This is a genomic window from Vibrio sp. CCUG 15886 (assembly GCF_028570825.1).
Taxonomy (GTDB): Bacteria; Pseudomonadota; Gammaproteobacteria; order Enterobacterales; family Vibrionaceae; genus Vibrio; species Vibrio vulnificus_B.
The window spans coordinates 152,608-176,688 of record NZ_JAQQBT010000004.1; the positions used below are offsets into that span (position 1 = coordinate 152,608).

The window sequence follows — 24,081 nt, forward strand, 5'->3', positions numbered from 1 at the left end:
AGAGTTAAAATAAATCTTGCTGTGGGCTTTGTACTTCTTCTTTTGTGCTTGATGGATCTTTACCTTGTGCAAGCTTACGACGATAACGCTGACGACAGAGTTTAATCACGTGCAGCTGTTCACTTGGTGTCATGTTTAGCCAGTTAAAACGCTCTTCACGTTTACGCATGCATCCATTGCAATAACCTTTGTCATCGACACTGCAAACCCCCACACAAGGGCTGGGTACAGTGAAAAACTCCAATTGTTCCATACCGCCTCCTGCTGCTTATCGCTTTCACTGTTCACTCTAATCGTATCTCCATGAGGTAAGAAAGCATTCTCTAATGAAAACATGACCATGGTTGCTTTAAACGACAAATTTTCATACGAAACTATGACCGTATTCTGACAAATACAGCGTTCGATTAACTATACTTCCCACGTTCCCTAAATTCGGAGTTAATATAATGAAGCTTAGTTCAAAAACCCTACTTGCCGCTATTTCAATGCCTCTACTAATGACTGCTTGCGTAAGTAACGGTGACAACATGAAACAATTAACAGCTCAAGATTTACAGCACCATAATTGGGAACTCGTCAGCATTGATGGCAACGCCATTACAATCAACGAGCATCAACAAGCCCCTCGCCTTGAAGTGGGTGAAAACATGATGGCTAATGGTAACGCGGGTTGTAATAACTTCTTTGGTCAAGCCGAGCTGAAAGATAACCAGTTCCGCATTGAAAAAATGGGCATGACAATGAAGATGTGTATCGATGACGCGATGAACACTGAGCAAGCCGTTTCTCAAACCTTGTCTGACTGGAGTGATATCACCCTTACAAAAGACAGCCTAGTGTTGAAAAACAGCAACCACACGCTCACATTCACATTGAAAGATTGGAAAAACTAATCCAGTTTGATCGATTTTTTAGGGCCGCTTTTCGCGGTCCTTTTTATTATCTCGCGGCTCTATACCTCTCTTCCCCTCCTACATTCTCTCATCTTGCATCATGGGGCTTTCACTTTCTTTCTCCGCATCTGTTCATAGAACCATCAAAAACTGAACAACTTGCACACAAAACTCGTAAACATTTCAATAAATTCAATTTTTTCATTCATAATGAAAGAAAACCGAGACAAGCACGGTCTCTGGTTGCAACACATAAAGCTCAACATGAAAGGAATGTTATGAAACGGCTGACAACACTACTGACTGGCGCGCTACTCTCTGCCAGCGTTTTTGCTACCACCCCCTCTTGGCAACAAATCGAAGAAAAAGCACAAGGACAAACGGTCTTTTTCCATGCATGGGGCGGTAGCCAAGAGATCAATGACTATCTTCGTTGGGCTGGAGGCGAACTGAAAACTCGCTATGGTGTCACGCTTAAGCACGTCAAAGTCACCGATATTGCTGAAACCACCACTCGACTCATCGCAGAAAAAGCGGCGGGAAAAAACCAAGGCGGAAGTGTTGATATGGTTTGGATCAACGGTGAAAACTTCAAGTCCATGAAAAACAATGATCTGCTTTACGGACCTTTTGTTGAACAGCTTCCAAGCTGGCAATACGTCAATAAGACGCTGCCAGTAGACAGCGACTTTTCAGAACCTACTCTGGGGCTCGAAGCGCCATGGGGTATGGGTCAATTGGTGTTTATTCATGATGAGAAAACACTTAACAATCCGCCCAGTTCGTTTTCAGAAATGCTGAGCTATGCAAAGGCGTACCCTAATCGCGTCAGCTACCCACGCCCTCCTCAGTTTCACGGCACCAGTTTTTTGAAAGCGGTGCTCATTGAGCTAACGGATAACGACCCAGCATTAGCGAAACCGGTCAACGAGCAAGAGTTTCAGCTCATCACTAAGCCACTTTGGCAATATTTGGATGAGTTTCACCGTGTTGCTTGGCGTCAGGGAAAACAGTTTCCAACGGACAGCGCTGAGTCTTTTCAACTATTGGATGACGGCCAGTTGGATTTAGCCATCACCTTTAACCCAAATGCGGTTTACTCCGCTCAAGCGAATGGCACGCTAGCTGAATCAACCAAGACATTTGCCATGAGCAAAGGCGCGCTATCGAACATTCATTTCCTCGCCATTCCTTGGAATGCAAACGCAACGGAAGGGGCGCTGGTCACCATCAACTTCCTGCTCAGTCCAGAAGCGCAGTCACGCAAAGGCGATCTGTCGATTTGGGGTGATCCCTCTGTATTGGAGAATCAGTATCTCACCGGCAGCGCTAAAAATACGCGCCTATTTAAATCGGTTGCTGAGCCACATCCAAGCTGGCAAACCGCGCTTGAAGCCGAATGGCAAAAGCGTTACGGCAATTAATTCGACTACAACCAAGAGCAAATGCAAACGAGAGCACGATGTTTAGAGCCGCTTATTTGATACTGATTTTAGTATGCATTGCCCCCGTTATTCCGGGCTTATTCGGCGTGTTACTCTCGTCTTTTGGTTATATTCCTCCCGTTGGCTTGCACCAATTGTCTTCGGTCGGATTTGAGGCGGTATTCACTTGGACTGGCGTGGAAAAATCCATCGCTTTGACGGTGTTTAGTGCTCTTTTCAGTACCTACTTGGCTTGCTTGTTTACTTTCGCAATCTTGCAAGCCTTGTGGCAAAACCGCCATTGGAAAAAAGTGGAGTCGCTACTCTCTCCGCTGCTTGCGATGCCCCACGTGGCGTTTGCTATCGGTTTCGCCTTTCTCTTCTCTCCCACAGGGTTGGTTGCGCGAGTCGCAGTGCAAACGTTGGATGTGGGCCTATCAACGGACGATAATGCTTGGTTTGTCAACGATCCGTATGCATTGGGGTTGACCATTGCCCTCGCTCTGAAAGAAATCCCATTTTTGTTGCTCATGAGCGTGCCGGTTTTGCAACAGTTAAACGTGGCTCTGCTCAGTCAAGTCTCCGCCTCCATGGGCTATTCACCAGCACAATTCTGGTGGAAAACAGTCCTGCCTCAGTGGCTACAAAAAATGCGTTTTCCACTGTTTGCTGTAATGGCTTATGGCGTTGCGGTGGTTGATCTCAGCTTGATCCTCGGCCCAACGAATCCTGCCACGTTTGCCGTATTGGTGTGGCAGTGGTTTAGTGATCCTGAGTTGGAGTTATTACCAAGAGCTGCCGCAGGTGCGATGGTTCTGTTTGTTATCGCCAGTCTGCTTATGGCAGCGATCGTACTGTTTGAAAAGAGTATCACGGGTTATTTTGGTCGCTGGCAGTATTCCGGTCGATTTGGTTTTTCGCTGCCAGGAAAAACACTCTTTGCTTTTTCAGCGTTACTGGCACTGACCATGTTTCCTTTGATGTTGCTCTGGAGCGTTGCCCACCGCTGGCGATTCCCCGATCTTCTACCCAGCCGTTATAGTGATCGCTTTTGGCAGGCCGAATGGCAAAACGTACTGCCAACCATAGAACAAAGTTTGCTTTTTGCCCTCGCTACAGCATGCGTGACTGTGCTTTTAGCCTTGGTGGCACATGAATACCGCGATAAGCATCGCATTCATCTTCCAGGTTATGTGATTGCCTTGCCGATGTTGATCCCACAGCTTTCAATCTTATTTGGATTGCAAATTGCGACGCTTTATCTCTCGTCCGATGCCTATTCGCTTTGGGTATTGTGGTCACACGTGTTTTTTGCGTTTCCGCTTGTTTATTTGGCTTTGGATGGCCCTTGGCGCAGCTACAACCACAACTACACACGCGCTGCGCTCAGTCTTGGTAAAGCACCGATTTGGGTCTTTATTCGCATCAAGATGCCCATTCTGATGCCGGCTATTTTGTATGCTTGGGCAGTCGGGGCAAGCGTGAGTCTTGCACAATATTTACCAACACTGATCCTCGGTGCGGGCCGCATCACCACCATTACCACGGAAGCGGTGGCGCTCTCGAGCGGCTCAGATCGTCGCGTGACTGCCATTTACGCATTGTGGCAAGCCATACTGCCATTCGTTTTCTTTTCTATTGCCCTCTTTATTGGACATTTGCAAACGCGCCGCCATCACGCTCGCGTTAAGGACACTAAAACTCATGACGTTTTGTCTCGAAAACCTCGCCATCCATAAACGCTCGGGCGATACGCTGTTTTCCGACATCAATTTAACGATTGACGCCGGTGAGATTGTTAGCTTAATGGGCCCAAGTGGTTGCGGAAAATCCACATTATTGAGTCTTATCGCTGGTCATTTGAGTGACGAATTTGAATACTCAGGCACGCTTTCGCTTAACCAGCGTGATCTTGCACCTTTGGCCCCCCACCAGCGTCAGGTGGGTATTTTGTTTCAAGATGATATGCTCTTTCCTCATTTGAATATTTGGCAAAATTTAGCGTTTGCACTGCCCAACGACATCAAAGGGGCGGAGCGAAAAGCACAGGCGATCAATGCTCTCGACAAAATCGCGTTGTCTGAGTTAGCCGACTCTTATCCAGAGCAAATTTCCGGGGGACAACGGGCGCGGGTCAGCTTGATACGAATGCTATTAGCCAAACCACAAATGGCGCTGCTCGACGAGCCATTTAGTAAACTGGATAAGGAACTGAGAGTGCAATTTCGCGACTGGGTAATCAACCAACTGCAACAGGCCAATATCCCAGCACTGATGGTGACCCACGATATCGATGACGTGCCGCCGGGAAGCCGAGTGCTGCATTGGCCTTGGGAGCAGTGCCATGTTAGATAGATTTAGCATTAAAGTGATACGTTGGCCGCTGACGCAAAGTGCCCAAGTGCTCAACCATTATGGTGTCACCGCTAATCAGATCACCGTACTCGGTTTTGTCTTAGGCTGTTTTGCCCTTCCCGCCCTAATGGCAGAGCAATACCTGCTGGCATTGGCTTTTATTGTTTTAAATCGAGTCTGTGATGGGCTTGATGGGGCGTTAGCACGTATTCAAGGGATCACTGACGCAGGTGGTTTTCTCGACATCAGCTTGGACTTTCTCTTCTACTCGCTCGTTCCTTTTGGTTTTGTCTTGGCCAACCCAGAACAAAACGCCATTGCTGGCGCGTTTTTGATTTTCTCTTTCATTGGAACAGGCAGCAGTTTTCTCGCTTTCGCGGTAATGGCAGGTAAACGGGGCATTGATAACCCGGTTTATCAAAACAAATCGCTTTATTACATGAGTGGGCTGACCGAAGGCACAGAAACCATTGCCTGTTTTGTGTTGTTCTGCCTCTTCCCACACTCTTTCGCGACACTTGCTTACCTCTTTGGTGCGGCATGTTGGTTCACGACAGGGACACGTATCTACTCTGGCTTTCATACCCTCAATCAGGTTGATGAAGAGGAATAAGACAAATTGATCGACGTCAATAGAACATCAACTTTTGCCTGAATGCGATGTTCAAATGACATCAGCTTGGTAGCATAACCGCTCAAAATCCCATAAGAGGCGGTTATGTCCCAAACGATTGACCAAGCGGTGTTGAAAATCGCACTGAATTTAAGTTCAACCCTATCAAGCGAACAACAGTACCAACACTTGATTGATGGCATCGCTGCGGTATTTCCTTGTGATGCCGCCGCGTTATTTGTGTTTGACCAAGACGGTTTTCTTACGCCCGTTGCGGTGAAGGGCTTATCCTCAGCGGTATTAGGCCGGCGTTATTTTCCCGCCACCCATCCCCGTTTAGAGCGTATTTTACAAAGTCGCCACACGGTGCGCTTTGATGCCGATTGCGCCCTACCCGATCCCTTTGATGGTTCGCTGCTCACCGAAGATCAATGTATCGATGTGCACGATTGTCTTGGCAGCAGCCTTTATGTCGACGGCCAATTGGTTGGTGTACTAACAATGGATGCACTGACCGTCGGCGCCTTTGATTATCTCGACCCCGTGATGGTGGAAACCTTTACCGCCTTAACCGCGGCTACCTTGCGCAATATTGCCCAGTTCAAAGCCTTGAAAGCGCAAAACAAAAAGCAAAAAAGCGTCACGCAAACGCTGATCCAGCAAGCGCGATCTCAGCAAGGAGAAATGGTGGGATTTAGCCCGCAAATCAATCAGCTGCGCAAACAAATCACCACCGTAGCCCCTTCAGATTACGCGGTATTGATCATGGGAGAAACGGGCACGGGTAAAGAGCTGGTGGCGCATAACGTTCATGCGCAATCACATCGCAGTGACAAGCCGATGATTTACGTGAACTGTGCGGCGCTCCCAGAAGGATTGGCCGAGAGTGAGCTGTTTGGGCATGTAAAGGGCGCCTTTACCGGCGCCAATCAGCATCGTGCAGGGAAATTCGAGCTGGCTGATGGGGGCACTATTTTTCTTGATGAAGTGGGCGAGCTGCCTCTGGTACTGCAAGCCAAATTGCTGCGCGTGATTCAGCAAGGGGAATTGCAGCGAGTCGGCAGTGATAAACACCTATTGGTGAATGTGCGCATCATTGCTGCCACCAACCGAGATTTGGAGAAAGAAGTCGAAACAGGCCATTTTCGCGCCGACCTTTTCCATCGTCTGAATGTTTTCCCAATCAAGGTTCCAGCCCTACGTGAGCGAGAAGGCGATATCCCAGTATTAGCCGGCTATCTGCTTGAAAAAGTTCGCCATCAATTCAATGAGCCTAACTTGCATGTTCACCCAAAACTTTTGAACCAATTAGAGCATCTTCCTTGGTATGGTAACGTTCGTGAACTAGAACACACCCTCACTCGCGCCGCTTTGCATGCCATTCAACAAGGGCAGACCACCATCAGAAGCGACCATATTGGGACACTGACAAATCAACTTGATGTCAAAAACACATCCACCCTCTTTCCTGACCAAGCTCAAGGGATGAGAGAGTTGGTCGAATCCTATCAAAAACAATTAATTGAACACGCTTTATCCCAATCGGATGGAATTTGGGCGAAAGCCGCAGAGTTTCTACAGATGGACAGAGGCAATTTGTACCGGATGGGGAAAAAATTAGGGGTTAAAGCGTAAGCAACTGAGTATTTCTTGATGTGAAAAAGACACGGGCAGCGTGTCTTTTTTACATCACAGGCATGAGTAATTTAAAAATAAATTCTTTAATTTCATATAGATAACAGTTGGCACGCAATCTGCTCTTAGGTGAACGTTTTTAATCTAATAACAACAACCTAAACCCATTTCGTTTAGGGGTAACGACACCGGAGACGCCAACTATGTTCTGTATTCAATGTGAACAGACGATTCAAACCCCAGCCGTAAAAGGCTGCTCTTTTGCTCAAGGGATGTGCGGAAAAACCGCAGAAGTGTCCGATTTGCAAGACGTCCTTGTCTACTCATTACAAGGGGTTTCCTACTGGGCGACTCAAGCGCATCGATACGGCATCATTAACGATGAAATCAATCAATGGGCGCCAAAAGCGTTTTTCTCCACACTGACCAACGTTAACTTCGATCCTGAACGTATTCTGCAATTAACCTCTCAAGCCGCTCAATTTAAAGCACAGCTAAAAGACCAAGTACTCACTGCCTCTTCATTGGCAAACTCGCCACTGTCAGAGGTTCCTGCGGTTGCCGAGTTTGAACTGCCAGAAAACGCACAAGCCATTCTCGCCTTCGCCCCACAAGTTGCGGTTAATCGTGGCAAAGAAAGTGTTCATGAAGACGTCATTGGCCTGCGCTTACTCTGCCTGTATGGCTTAAAAGGAGCCGCCGCTTATATGGAACACGCACGCGTGTTGGAACAAACCAACAACGACATTTATGCGGAGTACCACGAAATCATGGCTTGGTTAGGCACCGATCCTGAAGATCTTGGCGAGCTGCTGGACTGTTCAATGCGTATTGGCCTAATGAACTACAAAGTGATGGAAATGCTCGATCATGGCGAAACCGCGACCTTCGGCCACCCGGTTCCTACCGCGGTCAACGTCAAACCAGTCAAAGGCAAATGCATCTTGGTTTCCGGCCATGACTTACACGATTTAGAAAAAATCTTGCAACAAACCGAAGGCAAAGGCATCAACGTCTACACTAACGGTGAAATGTTACCGGCACACGGCTATCCAGAACTGAACAAATATCCACACCTGGTTGGTAACTATGGCAGTGCTTGGCAAAACCAACAAAAAGAATTTGCGAACTTCCCGGGTGCCATTGTGATGACGTCAAACTGCCTGCTGAACCCCAATGTGGGCCAATACGCAGACCGTTTGTTCACGCGTAGCATCGTAGGCTGGCCGGGTGTCGCTCATATTGAAGGTGACGATTTCAGTGCCGTGATTGAATCTGCGTTGGCACAACCGGGCTTCCAGCACGATGAGATTGAGCACATGATCACCGTCGGCTTTGGCCGTAACGCACTGATGAATGCCGCCCCTGCGGTGATCGATCAAGTGAAACAAGGCAACATCAAACATTTCTTCCTTGTGGGTGGATGTGACGGTGACAAGGCCGAGCGCAGCTACTACACCGACTTCACCGAAGCCGCACCAGAAGATACGCTGATCTTAACGCTTGCTTGCGGTAAGTTCCGTTTCAACAAAAACACCTTTGGTGACATCAACGGCATTCCTCGCCTACTCGATGTTGGCCAATGTAACGACGCGTACTCCGCGATTCAATTGGCGTTGGCGCTGGCACAAGAGTTTGACTGTGGTATCAACGAACTGCCACTAACGCTTGTCCTCTCATGGTTTGAGCAAAAAGCGATTGTTATCCTACTCACCTTGTTCGCACTGGGAGTGAAAGGCATTTACACCGGTCCAACGGCTCCTGCGTTTTTGACCCCTAACCTGATTGCCATCATTCAAGAGAAGTTTGATATGCGCAGCATCGGTAATGTTCAGGACGATCTGAACGCCATTCTTGCCGCTTAATCACTCGTGCCCTCCTTCGTGAGGGCACTTATCTTCCTTCTATCCCAACAAAGAGTGCTCTATGTTTTTTGAATGGCAAGGCAACGAACCCGCAACGTTGCAATGCGTAGACAAGTTTTTTGAAACTGATGACACGGTTTCCATCCGTCTCGCTGATCTCACTGAATCGCTGCTTTTTCAATTTAAGCCAGGCCAGTTCGTTAACCTTGGTGTAGAGATCGACGGCAAGATGGAATTTCGTGCCTACTCAATCAGTTCGCTGGCTGGTAAAGAATACCTTCAGTTCACCATCAAACGAGTTGAGGGGGGCAAAGTGTCAAACTTCATCATCGACTCTCTGCTTATCGGAGATACGGTTCAAGCCCTCGCCCCTGCGGGTGAGTTTAATTGTGTTGACCACCCACCACGTGAATTAAATGGACAAGGGAAAGCACTCTTGATCAGCGCTGGATGTGGTGTCACTCCCGTTTTTGCCATGGCCAAACATTGGCTGAGTAACGAGATGAATGTCGATATTGAGTTTCTTCACATTGCCCGCTCAGCCCAAGAAACGATCTATTTTGATCACCTATCAACCTGCCAGTCGGCCTATGCTCATTTCCACTTAAAGCTGCTGCTCAAAGATGCCCAAGGTACAACGCACCCACAAGGGCGATTCAATGCGCAATGGCTGCAAGATTTGGTGCCAGATTTTGCCACTCGTACCATCTATCTCTGTGGGCCAAATCAGTTTATGCAAGACACGCAAGACTATTTGCAAGCCTTGGGGTTTGACATGAACCACTTTTATCACGAAAGTTTTACCCCAGAGAAAGTCGAAGCTATGGAAGCGAGCGATGAAGAGGTTTGTATTTCGGTGCCTGACTTCGCCCAAACCATCAACGCCAAGAAAGGTCAGTTGTTGGCGGATGTACTTGAAAATGCGGGTCTGCCGTTGATTGTCGCTTGTCGCAGTGGCATTTGTGGCTCATGTAAGTGCAAAGTGGCGAATGGCCAAGTGCGTTCCATCAGCCAAGAAACGCTCACCGCCGAAGAAATTGCGCAAGGTTATGTTCTGGCTTGCTCATCGCACATCGAATCGGATCTGGACGTGAGCTTGCACTAACAAGCTATGCATTTGATAAACAAACGCCCTCACGATTGAGGGCGTTTTCACGTGCGGTGGATACGCTGTTAATTGAAGCGCAGCACTTTCAGCGCGGCTTCACTGTCGATATCCATAAACTCAGGGGGATTGTCCAAACGCTCACGGAAGGTCAACTGAGGCGCTTCTTCTTTCATGCTTTCAATCAAGAAATCACTGCTCACTGCAGGAGAGTTAACGCATGCCAACACCTCACCTTGGTCTGTCAATAACTCTGGCAGACGGCGAAGAATCTTCTTGTAATCCTTGGTCAGCGCAAAACTGCCCTTTTGAAACGACGGCGGATCAATAATCACCAAATCATAAGGGCCCGCTTTTTTGATTTTCCCCCAAGATTTAAAGATGTCGTATCCCAAGAAGCTAACCTGATTGATGTTGTGCTCATTTAACTTGTGGTTGTCACGCCCTTTCGACAACGACGATTTGGCCATATCGACGTTCACCACTTTGTCCGCTCCACCCGCGATCGCCGCAACAGAGAAACCACAGGTGTAGGCAAACAGGTTGAGTACATTTTTGTGTTTGGCATTTTCGCGTACCCAATCGCGGCCATAGCGCATATCCAAAAAGAGGCCAAAGTTCTGATTTCGGCCAATATCTAATTGATATTTCAGGCCACTTTCGACAACCACAGGACGCGCTTCCAACTCGCCAACCAACACTTCGGCTGGATCACCATCGGCATAGCGGTGCTGAATCACCACACAGCGACCAAGCTTCTCTTGCCACAATGGTGTGTGCGTTAGGGCTAACAAACCTTCTCTTAGGCATTGTAAGAACGCCTCATCCACTTGTTTGAAGAGATTGACGATCAGCTGGCCATGCAGCCAATCACAGGTAATTTGTTCTAGCCCTTCAAAACGTCGGCCACGCCCATGAAAAAGACGGCGAATCTCATCGGGAGCTTGCTGTAACTGCGATTCGACATGCTGGAAAAATGTCGTTAGGTGTGATGCTTGCATCTCTGTCTCTACTCATTCGTTTATTTATTGATGGTTGGCCAGTTGAGTTGCCAAGGTGTTAACCATTGTTCAATCGCTTGGTTAAGCGCCTCGCTGTTCCATTTCTCACCCAGGGCAGGTTGATTTCTCGGGTCGCACACGAATAGGTATTGCTCACCTTGGTATTGGAAACCAAGACAAAACGCGTGCAAGTAACCACGATCGGAATCGCTGCCCGCATTGTAGATGGGATCGCCAACAATGCTTGAGCCTACCGATTTTAACGCCACGCGGATCTGGTGAGTTTTGCCCGTGTGGGGTTTACACAGAAAGGCACGTTCTCCCGGTTCTCCGACAAGGGAAAAGAACTGAGTGATGGCGGGATTTTGCTTACTGTTGACCAGCTTCCAGCTGGCCCGTCGTGAGCGTTCCATATCGCCAATAACGGTACCTTGTTTTTTCTTTGGCTTCTTCGCGCCAATGGCGAGATAGAACTTCTCCACCTCTCGTTGCGCAAAGCGTTGTGAAAGCGCGCTGGCCGCTGTGCTGTTTCTTCCCAGCAGCAAAATACCAGAAGTCATTTTGTCCAAACGATGAATGAGGTAAAGCTGCTCATCGCCACTCACTTTCGCGACTTCTTGGAGCAACATGGTGTCGCCATCGTCCTTATGTACCGAAACATGCGGGTATTTGTTGATGATTAAAAAATCGGGATGGGTGAAGAGTATGTCAAACATGGCGTAAAAAGCGTTTAAGCCCAATGAAGCGTCAATGGCTGGTTTCAAGAATAAGGGCGAAGTATACCCTTTATCACCATGAATACCAGCCAAAGAGCCAGAGTGCGGCGGTGTTACGCGATACGGAACTTACCAATCAACTGTTCAAGCTGTGCCACTTTGCTTCCCAGCCCTGCCACGCTGGCTGAGCTGCGATTGGCAAGTGCAAGAGATTGCTCTGAGATGTCACTGATGGCCGTGATGTCAGAGGCGATTTCTTTGGTCACAGCGGTCTGTTCCTCTGCGGCGGTCGCGATTGAATTCACCATGCTTTGCACATTCGCCGCTCCAGCCACGATCGCCTCTAGCGACGAGACTGCACCTTGGCTTTGCTCAACACCAATTTCAACCAAACGGCAGCTGTCTTGAGTATAAGTCACCGCATCATGCGTCCCTGATTGAATGGCTTGAATGATATCTGCCACTTCCTTGGTCGCTTTGGTGGTTCTTTCAGCTAACGCTCTAACCTCATCTGCTACCACCGCAAAACCACGGCCAAACTCACCAGCGCGGGCCGCTTCAATCGCCGCATTCAACGCCAAAAGGTTGGTTTGCGCTGCAATATCTTCAATCACCTTAATCACGCTACCAATTTGTTCGCTATGTGTTCCTAGTGCGTTCATTTGCACCGACATATCACTCATTTGCTGAGAGACTTGCTGAATGCTCGCAACCATATCGACGATCACTTTTCGCCCTTCTTCGGCTGAAGACTCTGAACGTTTGGCTTCCTCAAACGTTGAGGTGCCTTGTTGCGCTACTTCAGAGATGGTGAGGCTAAGCTCTTCGGCTGCGGTGGCAATCAAATTCGCTTTGTCAGCTTGCGCGGATGCGCCCTGAACAATATCTCGGCTCACATTATTGAGATCGCCAGTCACCACTTGCACTTCACGGGTGACCGAAGAGATTGAGCCAATGAGACTCACAAGCGAATGCTGCATTTTATTGACGGATGCGGCAAGGTTAGCCAACTCATCGCCTGAACGATCTTCAATATCTTCTGCGGTGAGATCGCCACCAGCAACACGTTGAGCCACTTCATCTAGCTTACTCAAGCGCACGGTAATCGAATTCGAAAGCAGATAAGCAATGGTACATGTTAGGACGATACCAATCGCGGTGAGTATCATGATGGTGCGTTCAATATTAGATAGAGAGTCCTCTAAGGCCCCCATGGCCGCATCTGCACCAGCAATTTCTTCGGTAGACGCTTCATCAAGCATGTTTTCAATGGGGATTAAATTGGTTTGATATAGGCCACGTAACGCAATGATCAGTGACTCATCGATCACACCTTGCTGGGTTTTCGTCAAAATCTGCGCTTCGAAATCGTCAGTAAATCGCTTCATCAGCGCTTCAATTTTCTCCAGACGACGATAATCCGCTGATCCTGGAGACTCTAACTTACGCACTTCTCTTAGTGCGTCCGCAAACTCCCCTTTGTTGTCACGGTAATCTTGCACTGCGCCTTCTACGCCTGTCACAACCCCCATCGCATCACGGTAGACGTCTCCCGCTTCATCCACCAAAATTAAGTAGTAAACCACTTCTGGTACATCGTCTTGACGCACTTCATTGGCCACAGAATGCGACTCCGTCACTTCTATCCAAATCGTCGTCACCATCACCAGCATAATGGCTAAAATACTGCCAAAACCAGCGTAGAGCTTTTTCCTGACTGACATCTTCACAACACTTCCCTTCTTAATATAAATAGAACAATCACCATTTATATCGACAAGCTAATCAATATGTTTAGTGTGACGCGTCGCAAAAAAAAACCTCCTTTTGAAGGAGGTTTTTATCACTCAAACGGATTTGAATTTAGAGTTTCTTCGACAGTAGCCCTGCGAAGACGAAGATGGAAATACCAAGAACCATGATCTCGCCTTTGCCGCTATCAAAGCCCGACTTGATGCCCATCACTGCTACGATGGCAATCGCTACAGGGATAATGTACTTCACTAGGTTGTACCAAACACCGAATAGTGGGAAAGAAACTTTGCCGTCGTTGGTGATCTCTTTTTCAAGATCTTCGCGACTCAAACGCCAGCCAGCAAAGATACACACCAACATACCGCCCACCGCAAGGAAGATCTTATCGGTTAGCAAGTCGAAGATATCAAATGCACCAGTATCAAACAGTTTTGGACCCACACCACCGAGTGACAGTGAAGCGAAGATACACAAAGACGCCATCACAATACTTGATGAAATAACAGCCGTTGAACGCTTCATGCCTTTCTCATCGATGAGGTAAGAAACCACCACTTCAAGAAGAGAAACGGAAGAAGTCAGTGCTGCTACAGTCAAACCGATAAAGAACAGGAGCGCTAGAACTAGACCAATAACGCCACCCATTTCAGAGAACAACTGAGGCACAACAACGAATACAAGACCAGGGCCAGCGGCTGGCTCCATACCAAAAGCAAACATCGCTGGGAACATAGCCACACCCGCTAGGATAGCGACACCGGTATCCATCGCGGTAACCATACCCGTGGTTTGTACAAGGTTTTCTTGCTTCTTCAAGTAAGAGCCGTAAGTCATCATACAACCCATACCTAAACTCAACGAGAAGAACGCTTGACCCAGAGCGGCCAGCACAACATTGCTGTCTACTTTTGAGAAGTCCGGCATAAACAGGAACTCAAGACCTGCCATCGCACCTGGCAACATCAAACCTTTCACCGATACGATGATGAGGATGATAAATAGCAGTGGCATTAGGACCTTGCCCGCTTTCTCGATACCACCTGAAACACCACGCATAACAATTACGATGTTCAGTAGTAGGTAGATACCCATCCAAAGCAAAGGTTGAACCGGATCGGAAATAAACGCACCAAAGCTCGAACCAATGGTGTCTGGTGTGCTTAATAGACCACCGCCCACTTTGAAGATGTAAGCCAGTGCCCAGCCACCAACCACTGGGTAGAAACCCATGATCAATAGACCACTGAATACACCTAATACGCCTGTGAACGTCCAACGACGATCCGTTGACTTAAATGCGCCAACTGCAGAAAGACCTGTCTTACGACCAATCGCAAACTCAGTGAGCATTACGCTAAAGCCGATAAAAATAACGAAAAATAGGTAGATCGCAACGAATGCACCGCCGCCGCTCTCACCTGCTGTGTAAGGAAACTTCCATATATTGCCTAAACCGACCGCAGAGCCTGCGGCTGCCATCACGAAGCCTGGTTTAGACCCCCACGTGTCACGTGGTGCTGCACTTGTATTACTCATATCCACGCTCTATCTCCAAAAAATATGTTGTGTTTGCATCCAGATGAGCGTCTAAATAGGTTATGTACAAAATTTTTTACACACGAACATTGTTCGCTTGACGTCATCCTGCTAGCAAGTAAAACAGTTTAAGAATAAAATTGGAAGCCCGAACAGTCTATTTTCCCACCTTATCTTTCATTATCGCGATTAAGTGCTGATTTTTTAGCCACAAACACCTCATCAACCTTAATTTTACAAAATCTTTACAACTTTTCGCTATATGAACTCGGTTCTCTATTGAGGCTGCTATTTCTAATTTTTCTATTTCAGCTTACTATCTGAATCGTTTACTAGTTTCTACGAGATAGCGATGGACAAGTTCTACCATTTTCTCACCCTCGCAGGGATCGGACTTTATTGGGTCCTGATTGCTGGTGTGACGTTCCGTGTCGTGTTAAAGCGTCGTGCCGTGAGCGTTTCGCTCGCATGGCTAATGATCATTTACATTCTCCCTGTGCTGGGCGTCGCCTGCTATTTTCTGTTTGGTGAGCTAAATCTAGGCCGCAAACGAGCCGAGCGTGCCAAAGAGATGTTTGCACCCTTTGCCACTTGGTTTTCGCAACTGAATGACTGCCAAGCCCATGCGCCAGAGTCGATGGGACGCCACATCTATCGTATTGACGAATTGTGCAATACTCGGCTGGGCTTACCCGCACTCAGCGGTAACACGCTCTCTCTGCAACGTTCTCCTGAAGAGATTCTTCATTCCGTCATTCAAGATATCGAAAACGCGCAAAGTAGTATTCGCATGGTGTTTTATATCTGGCATCCCGGAGGCTTAGCGGATTCTGTCGCTTCAGCGCTTATCCAAGCCGCCAAACGAGGTGTGGATGTCAAACTGTTGCTGGATTCAGCGGGGAGTCCACGATTTTTCCGTAGCCATTGGCATCAGATGATGGTAAACGCAGGCATTCATGTGGTACAAGCGCTAGAAGTGAGCCCATGGCGTATTTTTCTACGTCGTCTCGATTTAAGACAACACCGAAAAATCATCGTTATCGACGATGAGATTGCCTACACAGGTTCAATGAATTTGGTCGACCCTGCCTACTTCAAACAAAGCAGCGGCGTTGGGCAATGGGTGGATATCATGGTGCGTTTGACAGGCCCAACGGTGAACGTGCTTTCCGCCATTCATTGCTGGGATTGGGAAGTAGAAACTGGACATCGCCAATTACCCAGACTGCCTGAATGCCCGTTAGACTCGAGGCAATACCAAAACCCCATTCAAGTGGTTCCATCGGGCCCCGGCATGCCGGAGAACTTGATTTCTCAAGTGTTGATTCTCGCCATCAACCAAGCGAACCACTCGGTCACGATTACCACACCTTACTTTGTGCCAAGCATCAATCTGCTCGACACATTAAAAATGACCGCTCAACGTGGTATCGACGTTCAGTTGATCATTCCTCATAAGAATGATTCTTTAATGGTTCAGTGGGCATCACGGTCGTTTTATAGCGAGTTGATGGAAGCTGGGGTCAAAATTTTTGAGTTTTATGGGGGCTTACTGCATACCAAATCCGTTGTCATCGACCAAGAGTTTTGTCTCGTCGGGACGGTCAACATCGACATGCGCAGTTTGTGGCTCAATTTTGAAGTCACACTGGCGGTAGATGATGAGCATTTCACCCAACAAATGCACCAATTGCAACAAAACTACAAATCGCGCGCTCATCCTGTTCATCTGAGCGAATGGAACAAACGCTCGCTTTACTCGCGCTTTTTAGAGCGACTCTACTACCTCTTTAATCCTTTGCTGTGAAACTCACCCACAGTGACAACTTGAAAACATCCCCTTGTCGGGGATGTTTTTGCTTTGCAACCCTTGCCAAGCCTATACGCTCCATGTTTTAAATAGGGCATTCTCTCATAGACAAGGAATTAACATGTCGGAAGGCAAACAAACCAAGCTGGTCACCGCTGGACGCGATAAAAAATGGACAAATGGCGTGGTAAACCCGCCAATTCAACGTGCGTCGACGGTGGTTTTTGACACAGTGGCAGACAAACACCACGCGACCGTCAATCGAGCCAACAAAACACTTTTTTACGGCCGTCGCGGCACTCATACCCACTTCGCCTTTCAAGAAGCGATGACACAAATTGAGGGCGGTGCTGGTTGCGCACTTTACCCATGTGGCACCGCCGCCATTTCCAACGCGATTCTTTCCTTCGTCGAAACCGGCGATCACATTCTGATGGTCGATACCTGCTACGAACCAACTCGCGATTTCTGCGATAAGATCATGAAAAAAATGGGGGTAGAAACCACCTATTACGATCCGATGGTTGGAGAAGGCATTCGTGAGCTCATCAAACCCAATACCAAAGTGCTGTTTTTGGAATCTCCCGGCTCTATTACCATGGAAGTGCAAGATGTCCCTACCCTCGCACGTATTGCGCATGAGCACGGTATCATCGTGATGTTGGATAACACGTGGGGCGCCGGTGTCAACTTCTCACCTTTCGAGCACGGAGTAGACATCTCGATTCAAGCAGCAACGAAGTACATCGTCGGCCATTCGGATGTGATGCTGGGAACCGCTGTCGCAAGCGAGCCCTATTGGGATCAGTTGCGTGAGCAAAGTTATTTGATGGGACAGTGCGTCTCACCGGATGACGCCTATCTTGGTCTGCGTGGTCTAAGAACGATTGATGTACGTTTGCGTCAACACGAACAAGCCAGCCTAAAAGTCGCGCAATGGCTCGCAACCCGACCAGAAGTGGACCATGTTCGCCACCCAGCATTGGAGAGCTGCCCTGGCCACGAGTTTTTTAACCGTGATTTCACTGGCGGTAATGGCCTGTTTTCTTTTGTATTGAAGACCTCATACCCTCGTGCAACCACAGCGCTGCTCGATGGAATGAAACACTTCAGCATGGGCTATTCGTGGGGTGGATTTGAAAGCTTAATTTTGGCCAATGAACCAAAGAGTTTCTCAAGCTTACGTACTGTCGCCAATCCGAACTTTGAAGGCACCTTGATCCGCCTGCATATTGGTTTAGAAAATGTCGAAGACCTAATTGCCGATCTCGAAGCGGGGTTTGAACGTTATAACGCATTGATTCTTGAAAGAGAAACCTCTCTCAGCTAACGGCGGTTTACCTCATCAGGCGACCCACCCGCTGATGCACATCAAACAGCCCCTCATCTCTGCGGGGCTGTTTTTTATCTGCATGCTTTGCTGGGGCAGTGAATTAAATGGTCATCGACCATCCCGACAGCCTGCATGAAGGCATAGCAAATGGTTTCTCCAACAAACTTGAAGCCACGCTTTTTAAGAAACTTGCTGAGCGCTTTAGATTGCTCCGTGACCGCGGGCACTTCATCCATTGATTGCCATTGGTTAACAATCGGCTGATGGTCAACAAAAGACCACAAAGCGTTAGACAGTGAACCAAACTCTTCTTGAAGCGCCAATGCCGCGCGTGCATTACTAAACACCGACGCAATTTTCCCACGATGTTTCACCACATCGTACTGAGCGATGATCGCCTCAACCCTTTGCTCTCCCTGTTGCGCGAGTCGTTTGAGATCATAGCCTTCAAAAGCCTCTCGATAACCTTGACGTTTTTTCAGAATAGTAATCCAACTCAATCCTGCCTGTGCACCTTCTAACGTAATGAACTCAAAAAGTACGGTGTCGTCGTAAACAGGCTTACCCCATTCCGAATCATGATATTCACGCTCTAAAGGGTGATTCATCGCCCACGCACATGTTTTTTGTTCTGCCATCATCTAATTCCTTATAAAAACGCCCTCACAAGGTGAAGGCGTTTAGATTCCTAGGCCGATTAATTATTTCGGCACCGCCACTTTGTGGAAGAGACGATACAACACTGGCACGACAATCAGTGTCAGGATTGTCGCAAAACCCAGACCAAACATGATGGTGACTGCCATCGGCTTAAAGAAAATGTCGGGTAACAGAGGCACCATGCCCAGAATCGTGGTGATCGCCGCCATACAGACTGGGCGAACACGGCTCAACGCAGCATCCACAACCGCAACATACGGATCTTTGCCTGACTTCATCTCTATTTCGATTTGATCAAGCAATACGATACCGTTTTTCAACAGCATGCCAGACAAGCTTAAGAAGCCGAGTAACGCCATAAAACCAAATGGCGTATTGAGCGCTAACAAGCCGGTTGTTACCCCAATCACCGCCAGAGGCACCGTCAGCCAAACGATCAATGGCTCTTTCACTGAGTTAAACAAGAACACAGTGATCAAGAACATAAACAGGTAACCCATTGGCATGGTGGTAAAGAGCGACGCTTGTGCATCACGAGAGGATTCATATTCCCCACCCCATTCCAGAGAGTAACCTGGTGGAAGTTGAATGGCTTCGATTTGTGGCATCAAACGTTTCTGTAACGTTGACGCGGTCTCTTCACCAAGAATGTCAGGGTCAGCCATCACCGTCAGCACGCGTTTGCGGTTCTTGCGCACAATAATTGGGTCTTCCCAAAGCAATTCATAGCCTAACGTCACCTGTTGAAGAGGAATGAATTCGCTTAACGCCGGGCTCCAAATTTTCATCCCTTCGATATTACGAATGTCCACACGCTCTTCATCAGGTAGACGGGCAACGATCGGCATTAACGTCGTACCATCACGATAAATACCAATCGCCATTCCCGAAAACGACATGGCAAGGAAATCGTCCACATCCGACTTTGTGATGCCGTAACGTCTAGCTTGGCTTTCGTTAAACTGTGGCTCAAGCACTTTGGTACGTTCACGCCAGTCGTGGCGAACGTTGGTTGCCCCTGCATCGGCGTACATGATATCCATCACCTGAGCGGCAATTGAGCGCAATACCGTTGGATCCGAACCGATAATGCGCGCTTCGATCTTCGCACCACCGCCTGGACCTAACTCAATTTGCTTCAATTTGTAGTTGATCTCTGGGAAGTTATCTTTGACATGCTGGCGGAATTTCGCCATCAAAGGAGCAAGGGCTTCATAGCTGGTGACACGCGTAGTAATTTCACCATACGCGGCATAGCTCTTCTCTGGTGCGTAGGTCAGCATGAAACGCTGCAAACCCTTACCCGCTGTGGTCGTGATGTGCTCGACATTGTCTTGTTCGGCTAACCAGCTTTCCAACGCTTTAAGCTTGGTGTTAGTCGCTCGAATGTCCGTCCCTTCTGGCAGCCAGATATCGGCTTGGAACATTGGCGTGGTCGACGATGGAAAGAATGCCTGCTTAACCAATGTAAAGCCGTACAAACTGACGCCTAAACCCAGCACCAACACGATCATGGTCAACCAAGCTCGCTTCATACAGAACTCTAAGAAGTTCTTGTATACCACGAAGATCATGCCGTTATACGGGTCCACTTCTTCGCCCGATTCTGACACATTCACTTTCTGGCCTTTAAAGAAAATATCGGCGAAGAAAGGCGTTAAAGAAATCGCAGTGAACCAACTCAGCATCAGAGAAATCAGCAACACGGTAAAGAGAGTGCCACAGTATTCACCTGTTGCATCTTCCGACAGACCGATAGGAGCAAACGCGGTCACCGCAATGACCGTCGCCCCAAGGAGCGGCCACTTGGTTTGCGTGACAATGTCGGTCGCGGCCTGCAGACGCGTTCGGCCTTTTTGCGTGCCAATCAATATCCCTTCAACCACCACAATGGCGTTATCCACCAGCATCCCCAGTGCGATAACCAACGCGCCGAGAGAGATACGTTGCAAGTCGATCTTGAAATACTGCATGAAGATGAAGGTACCCAGTACCGTGAGCAGCAAAATCAAACCAATCAACAGGCCAGAGCGCAAACCCATAAAGAACAACAGGACGATAATAACAATCGCTACTGCTTGCCCCAAACTCACCACGAATCCGCTGACCGACTTATCCACTTCTTTCGGTTGGCTATAAATCTCGGAGATATCAATGCCAACCGGTTGCTGGTATTTCAGTTCTGCTAGGCGACGGTCGAAGGATTTACCCACTTCCACCACGTTGACACCTTGTGCAAAAGAAACGCCGACGTTCAACGCCAGTTTGCCATTGAAGTTGATGATGTTGTTCGGCACTTCAACGTAGCCACGCTTGATATCGGCCACGTCGCGAAGATAGATCAATCCCTGAGCTCCGCTCTCGGTGATGATGAGATCGCCCAACTGATCGACGTTTTGGAACTCACCCGTAGGATGGATACGGATGTATTCATCGCCAATTCGGATCGCACCAGCGTCAGACACCACGTTTTGCGTCGAAAGCAGGTTAAAGACCGTGTTTGGTGAAATACCTAAGCTACTTAAACGCTTCATCGATATCTCGATAAACACTTGCTCTTGCTGTTGTCCAGTGACGGAAACTTTGCTGACCCCATCGACCAGTTCAAGCTCACGCCTTAAATAATCGACATAATCCAGCAGTTCTTTATAACTGTAACCATCGCCTGTGACTGCAAGTAAAATCCCGTACACATCACCAAAGTCATCAATCACTTGCGGGTCATTCACTCCGGGAGGAAGCTGACCTTTAAGGTCGTTGACTTTACGACGCAGTTCATCCCAGATTTGTGGCAGATCATCCGGACCATAATTGTTTTTCATGGTCACAGTGATTTGAGATAACCCGCGGCTGGAAATGGAGTTAACCTCATCCACATAAGTTAATTGCTGAATCGCTTTCTCAAGCGGATAAGTCACCTCTTCTTCAACCTGCTGAGGTGTGGCACCCGGATAGGAAGTCACCACCATTGCGTCTTTGATGGTAAAGGCCGGATCTTCTAAACGACCTAAACCAAAAAACGCAGCCACCCCACCAATCAAAAAGATCAGCGAAATCATCCAACTAATCACACGATTTCGAATAAAATACGCTGCGACGCCCGTTACTTCATCATCGCTTTGAGGCGACACTACTGGTTTATCACTCATTGTTCGCCTCCTGAGAAATCACATTCACTTTAATGCCGTCGCGCAGTCGTGCGATACCCGCCACCACCACTTGCTCTGAATGCGTTAGCCCCTCAATAATTTGCGCACTCTCTTTCGACGCTTTACCTACAACGACTTGACGTTTGCTAACGCTATTGTCCGCGTTTAACACCCAAACAAATTTTTTCTCTCGATTCAGCTCATCCCCATCGGCATTAAAAATGGCCTCAATCGGTACACGAATACCCGAGTTCAACTCCAGCCCGACCCCTTCTCCTCGTGAAGTCACCTCAACGGCCATGCCGTCTAAGATGTACTCTTTTTCCGGCATCGGCATGGTCAGCGTGACCGTAAAGGTGCCTGTTTTTGGATCGGGCTCTGTGGTGAACTCTTTGATTTTTGCCGAGTACTCATTTCCACTGCGAACACGAACTAGGGCATCAACGTGCTCAAGCTTTTCTCTGGTGGGCTGATTGACATACAGCTGATCGGGAAGCTGAATTAAGATTTCGACTTCATCAACACTGTGAATGTTGACCACTTGCTGCCCAACTTGAACGTTTTCAAATTGATCAACACTGACCCGTGAAATGATGCCGTCAACAGGTGCTTTTAACTGTGTAAACGAGAGGCGCAGTTTTGCCAATTCAAGTTCAGCCAGTGCAATTTGGCGCTGCGCAGCGATCTCATCAAACTGAGATTTTGCCAGTAACCCTTTTTTCACCAGCGGCTCCGAGCGCTTAAACTGGCTATCCACTACCGAGAACCTTGCTTGCGCGTTATCCACGTCTAAGCGGTAATCAGTGGGGTCAAGTTCAGCAATCACATCGCCTTTTTTTATCCTATCCCCTTCTTTGACGTATAAGCTCCTGACTTCTCCAGCGACTCGAAAACTGAGGTGAGAACGTTCTGCAGCGTTTGCTACAGCAGGGAAATAGAGGCTGTCGATCATCTCTTTGTCAGTCAACGAGACAATTTTGACATTTGGGTCAGCCATAGCGGCTGGCTGATTTTGTTGCCCACATCCGGCTAACAGTAAAGCGGCGGACAACGCGGTTAAACCAATCCATTTATTCACGTTATAGCCCTCGCTCTTTAACCCATTCACGAACTTTTATCCCTGACTCGATACCACTGACACCAGAAATAATGATTTGGTCACCATCATTGAGACCATTAACCACTTCGCGCTTGTCGTTAAGCTCCACTTCCGCGAGCTCAACAATGCTCTGATCATTCACTCGCCAAACATACTTTTTCTCATCTTGCTTAAAGATGGCAGAGGTAGGGATTTGTGTGGCAGATTGAGATTTGGCACTCACGTGGACACTACCAGCCATACCGGGGAGCACCCCAAGATCGGCAGGACGCTCCATGATCATAGTGACTTTATAACTGCCGGTTTTGGTATCCGCTTCGGTATCGATTTCTTGGAAGCGCAGGGGGAATTCGCTCCCTGGGAATGCGTCAAAACGCATCACCGCGTTCGGCTCAACACCCCGAGAGAAACGGCCCAATAGATGATCTGGCAATTGGAAAATCACCTTCATCAATTGATTGGTTTGGATATTCATTACGCCTTGTTTGGCCGCAACGTATTCGTGATTTTCAGCTGAAATAAGAGAAATGGTGCCATCATAAGGTGCAATCAGCTTAGTGTAACGAAGGTTGGCCTCAGCTTGCTCTAACGTAGCGCGCGCAGAGTTGTGGTTGGCTTGTGCTTGATCGAAGTCTTGCTCAGAGACCACCTTATCGGCGCGAAGCTTTTTGTAGCGCTCATATTGCACATCCGCCAGTTTAAAATTTGCTCTCGCTTGTTTTGCCAGCAACGCGTACTCATCTGGGTTCAAGGTGGCTAAAACCTGCCCTTTTGTCACTCTTTGACCTGCAGTAACGTCAATGGTCTGCAATTGTCCAGGGACACGAAATGTTAAAACTGCCTTATCACCCGCTTCAGAAACAGCAGGAAAAGTTCGTTCAAATTTGGCGTCACCCACCGACACCGTGAATAACTTGGCAGGCCGCGAATCGGGCTCGGGAATAGGAGGAAGCTCTCGACCACATCCTCCCAATGCTGTGGCGACAGCAAGAAAAACCAATGCTTTTCTCATGGTTATCATCCTGTTAGAAAATGTTCTCTATACCTTAGATGAAACTATGATTTTGTTCCAGTTAACAGCTTTGTAAATATCTGAAATTTAATAAAATGAGAGCAAGGTTAAACCTTG

At 48.0% G+C, this 24,081-nt stretch carries 19 protein-coding genes; 10 read left to right on the forward strand and 9 right to left on the reverse strand.

All coding sequences use genetic code 11. The features are described from left to right. Positions 1-4: 4 nt before the first annotated feature. Positions 5-253, reverse strand: coding sequence for a DUF1289 domain-containing protein (locus PQQ36_RS10715; RefSeq protein ID WP_011080680.1), 249 nt, complete (start codon positions 251-253; stop codon positions 5-7). A 196-nt stretch (positions 254-449) separates the two neighbouring features. Here PQQ36_RS10715 and PQQ36_RS10720 point away from each other — a divergent pair, with 196 nt between their 5' ends. From PQQ36_RS10720 to PQQ36_RS10755, 8 genes are all read left to right on the forward strand, one after another. Further along, positions 450-896, forward strand: a complete 447-nt coding sequence (locus PQQ36_RS10720) for an META domain-containing protein (RefSeq protein ID WP_045597809.1) — start codon at positions 450-452, stop codon at positions 894-896. Positions 897-1,174: 278 nt separating this feature from the next. Beyond that, entirely contained in the window at positions 1,175-2,320 is a 1,146-nt protein-coding gene (locus PQQ36_RS10725) for an ABC transporter substrate-binding protein (protein WP_273661176.1), read from the forward strand. A gap of 38 nt (positions 2,321-2,358) precedes the next feature. Then, entirely contained in the window at positions 2,359-4,059 is a 1,701-nt protein-coding gene (locus tag PQQ36_RS10730) for an ABC transporter permease (protein ID WP_273661178.1), read from the forward strand. Beyond that, positions 4,025-4,675 carry an ATP-binding cassette domain-containing protein gene (locus tag PQQ36_RS10735; RefSeq protein ID WP_263199123.1) on the forward strand — a complete coding sequence of 217 codons (651 nt, stop codon included), beginning with the start codon at positions 4,025-4,027 and terminating at the stop codon, positions 4,673-4,675. The genes PQQ36_RS10730 and PQQ36_RS10735 overlap by 35 nt, the downstream gene beginning before the upstream one ends. Beyond that, a complete protein-coding gene (locus PQQ36_RS10740) occupies positions 4,665-5,288 on the forward strand; it encodes a CDP-alcohol phosphatidyltransferase family protein (protein WP_061058436.1) in 624 nt (207 codons plus the stop codon). The genes PQQ36_RS10735 and PQQ36_RS10740 overlap by 11 nt, the downstream gene beginning before the upstream one ends. 105 nt (positions 5,289-5,393) lie before the next feature. Next, positions 5,394-6,923 (forward strand): nitric oxide reductase transcriptional regulator NorR, encoded by a 1,530-nt coding sequence (gene norR / locus PQQ36_RS10745; RefSeq protein WP_273661179.1) that lies wholly within the window; start codon positions 5,394-5,396, stop codon positions 6,921-6,923. 203 nt (positions 6,924-7,126) lie between these two features. Beyond that, entirely contained in the window at positions 7,127-8,788 is a 1,662-nt protein-coding gene (gene hcp, locus PQQ36_RS10750; protein WP_060531943.1) for a hydroxylamine reductase, read from the forward strand. 61 nt (positions 8,789-8,849) lie between these two features. Beyond that, the gene (locus PQQ36_RS10755) at positions 8,850-9,893 is read left to right on the forward strand and encodes a hybrid-cluster NAD(P)-dependent oxidoreductase (protein WP_273661181.1); all 1,044 of its coding nucleotides are present in this window, start codon (positions 8,850-8,852) and stop codon (positions 9,891-9,893) included. Positions 9,894-9,961: 68 nt separating this feature from the next. On the opposite strand, the gene PQQ36_RS10760 is transcribed toward PQQ36_RS10755, so the two are convergent. The 4 genes from PQQ36_RS10760 to PQQ36_RS10775 all read right to left on the reverse strand — a co-directional run bounded on the left by PQQ36_RS10760 (position 9,962) and on the right by PQQ36_RS10775 (position 14,901). Further along, on the reverse strand, positions 9,962-10,894 hold the full coding sequence (locus PQQ36_RS10760) for a class I SAM-dependent methyltransferase (RefSeq protein ID WP_047109107.1): 933 nt from the start codon (positions 10,892-10,894) through the stop codon (positions 9,962-9,964). Between the two features lie 20 nt (positions 10,895-10,914). Next, the gene (locus PQQ36_RS10765; protein ID WP_273661182.1) at positions 10,915-11,610 is read right to left on the reverse strand and encodes a TIGR01621 family pseudouridine synthase; all 696 of its coding nucleotides are present in this window, start codon (positions 11,608-11,610) and stop codon (positions 10,915-10,917) included. A 113-nt stretch (positions 11,611-11,723) separates the two neighbouring features. Continuing rightward, complete coding sequence (locus PQQ36_RS10770; protein ID WP_273661183.1) at positions 11,724-13,340, reverse strand: methyl-accepting chemotaxis protein; 1,617 nt, start codon at positions 13,338-13,340, stop codon at positions 11,724-11,726. Between the two features lie 133 nt (positions 13,341-13,473). Next, complete coding sequence (locus tag PQQ36_RS10775) at positions 13,474-14,901, reverse strand: sodium-dependent transporter (protein ID WP_273661184.1); 1,428 nt, start codon at positions 14,899-14,901, stop codon at positions 13,474-13,476. A 352-nt stretch (positions 14,902-15,253) separates the two neighbouring features. On the opposite strand from PQQ36_RS10775, the gene cls reads away from it, so the two are divergent. Both cls and PQQ36_RS10785 read left to right on the forward strand, forming a co-directional pair. Beyond that, positions 15,254-16,708, forward strand: a complete 1,455-nt coding sequence (gene cls, locus PQQ36_RS10780; protein ID WP_045597796.1) for a cardiolipin synthase — start codon at positions 15,254-15,256, stop codon at positions 16,706-16,708. Between the two features lie 124 nt (positions 16,709-16,832). After that, positions 16,833-18,041, forward strand: coding sequence for a cystathionine beta-lyase (locus PQQ36_RS10785; RefSeq protein WP_011080694.1), 1,209 nt, complete (start codon positions 16,833-16,835; stop codon positions 18,039-18,041). A 74-nt stretch (positions 18,042-18,115) separates the two neighbouring features. On the opposite strand, the gene PQQ36_RS10790 is transcribed toward PQQ36_RS10785, so the two are convergent. Genes PQQ36_RS10790 through PQQ36_RS10805 form a run of 4 tightly spaced genes read right to left on the reverse strand, consistent with a single transcriptional unit; the run spans position 18,116 to position 23,964 of the window. Beyond that, on the reverse strand, positions 18,116-18,685 hold the full coding sequence (locus PQQ36_RS10790; RefSeq protein ID WP_130341324.1) for a DNA-3-methyladenine glycosylase I: 570 nt from the start codon (positions 18,683-18,685) through the stop codon (positions 18,116-18,118). A 60-nt stretch (positions 18,686-18,745) separates the two neighbouring features. Beyond that, positions 18,746-21,853, reverse strand: a complete 3,108-nt coding sequence (vmeI, locus tag PQQ36_RS10795) for an efflux RND transporter permease subunit VmeI (protein WP_225485614.1) — start codon at positions 21,851-21,853, stop codon at positions 18,746-18,748. After that, a complete protein-coding gene (locus tag PQQ36_RS10800; protein ID WP_373023483.1) occupies positions 21,846-22,961 on the reverse strand; it encodes an efflux RND transporter periplasmic adaptor subunit in 1,116 nt (371 codons plus the stop codon). Before PQQ36_RS10800 ends, vmeI begins: the two co-directional genes overlap by 8 nt. Continuing rightward, entirely contained in the window at positions 22,933-23,964 is a 1,032-nt protein-coding gene (locus tag PQQ36_RS10805; RefSeq protein WP_273661186.1) for an efflux RND transporter periplasmic adaptor subunit, read from the reverse strand. The genes PQQ36_RS10800 and PQQ36_RS10805 overlap by 29 nt, the downstream gene beginning before the upstream one ends. Positions 23,965-24,081: the final 117 nt, after the last annotated feature.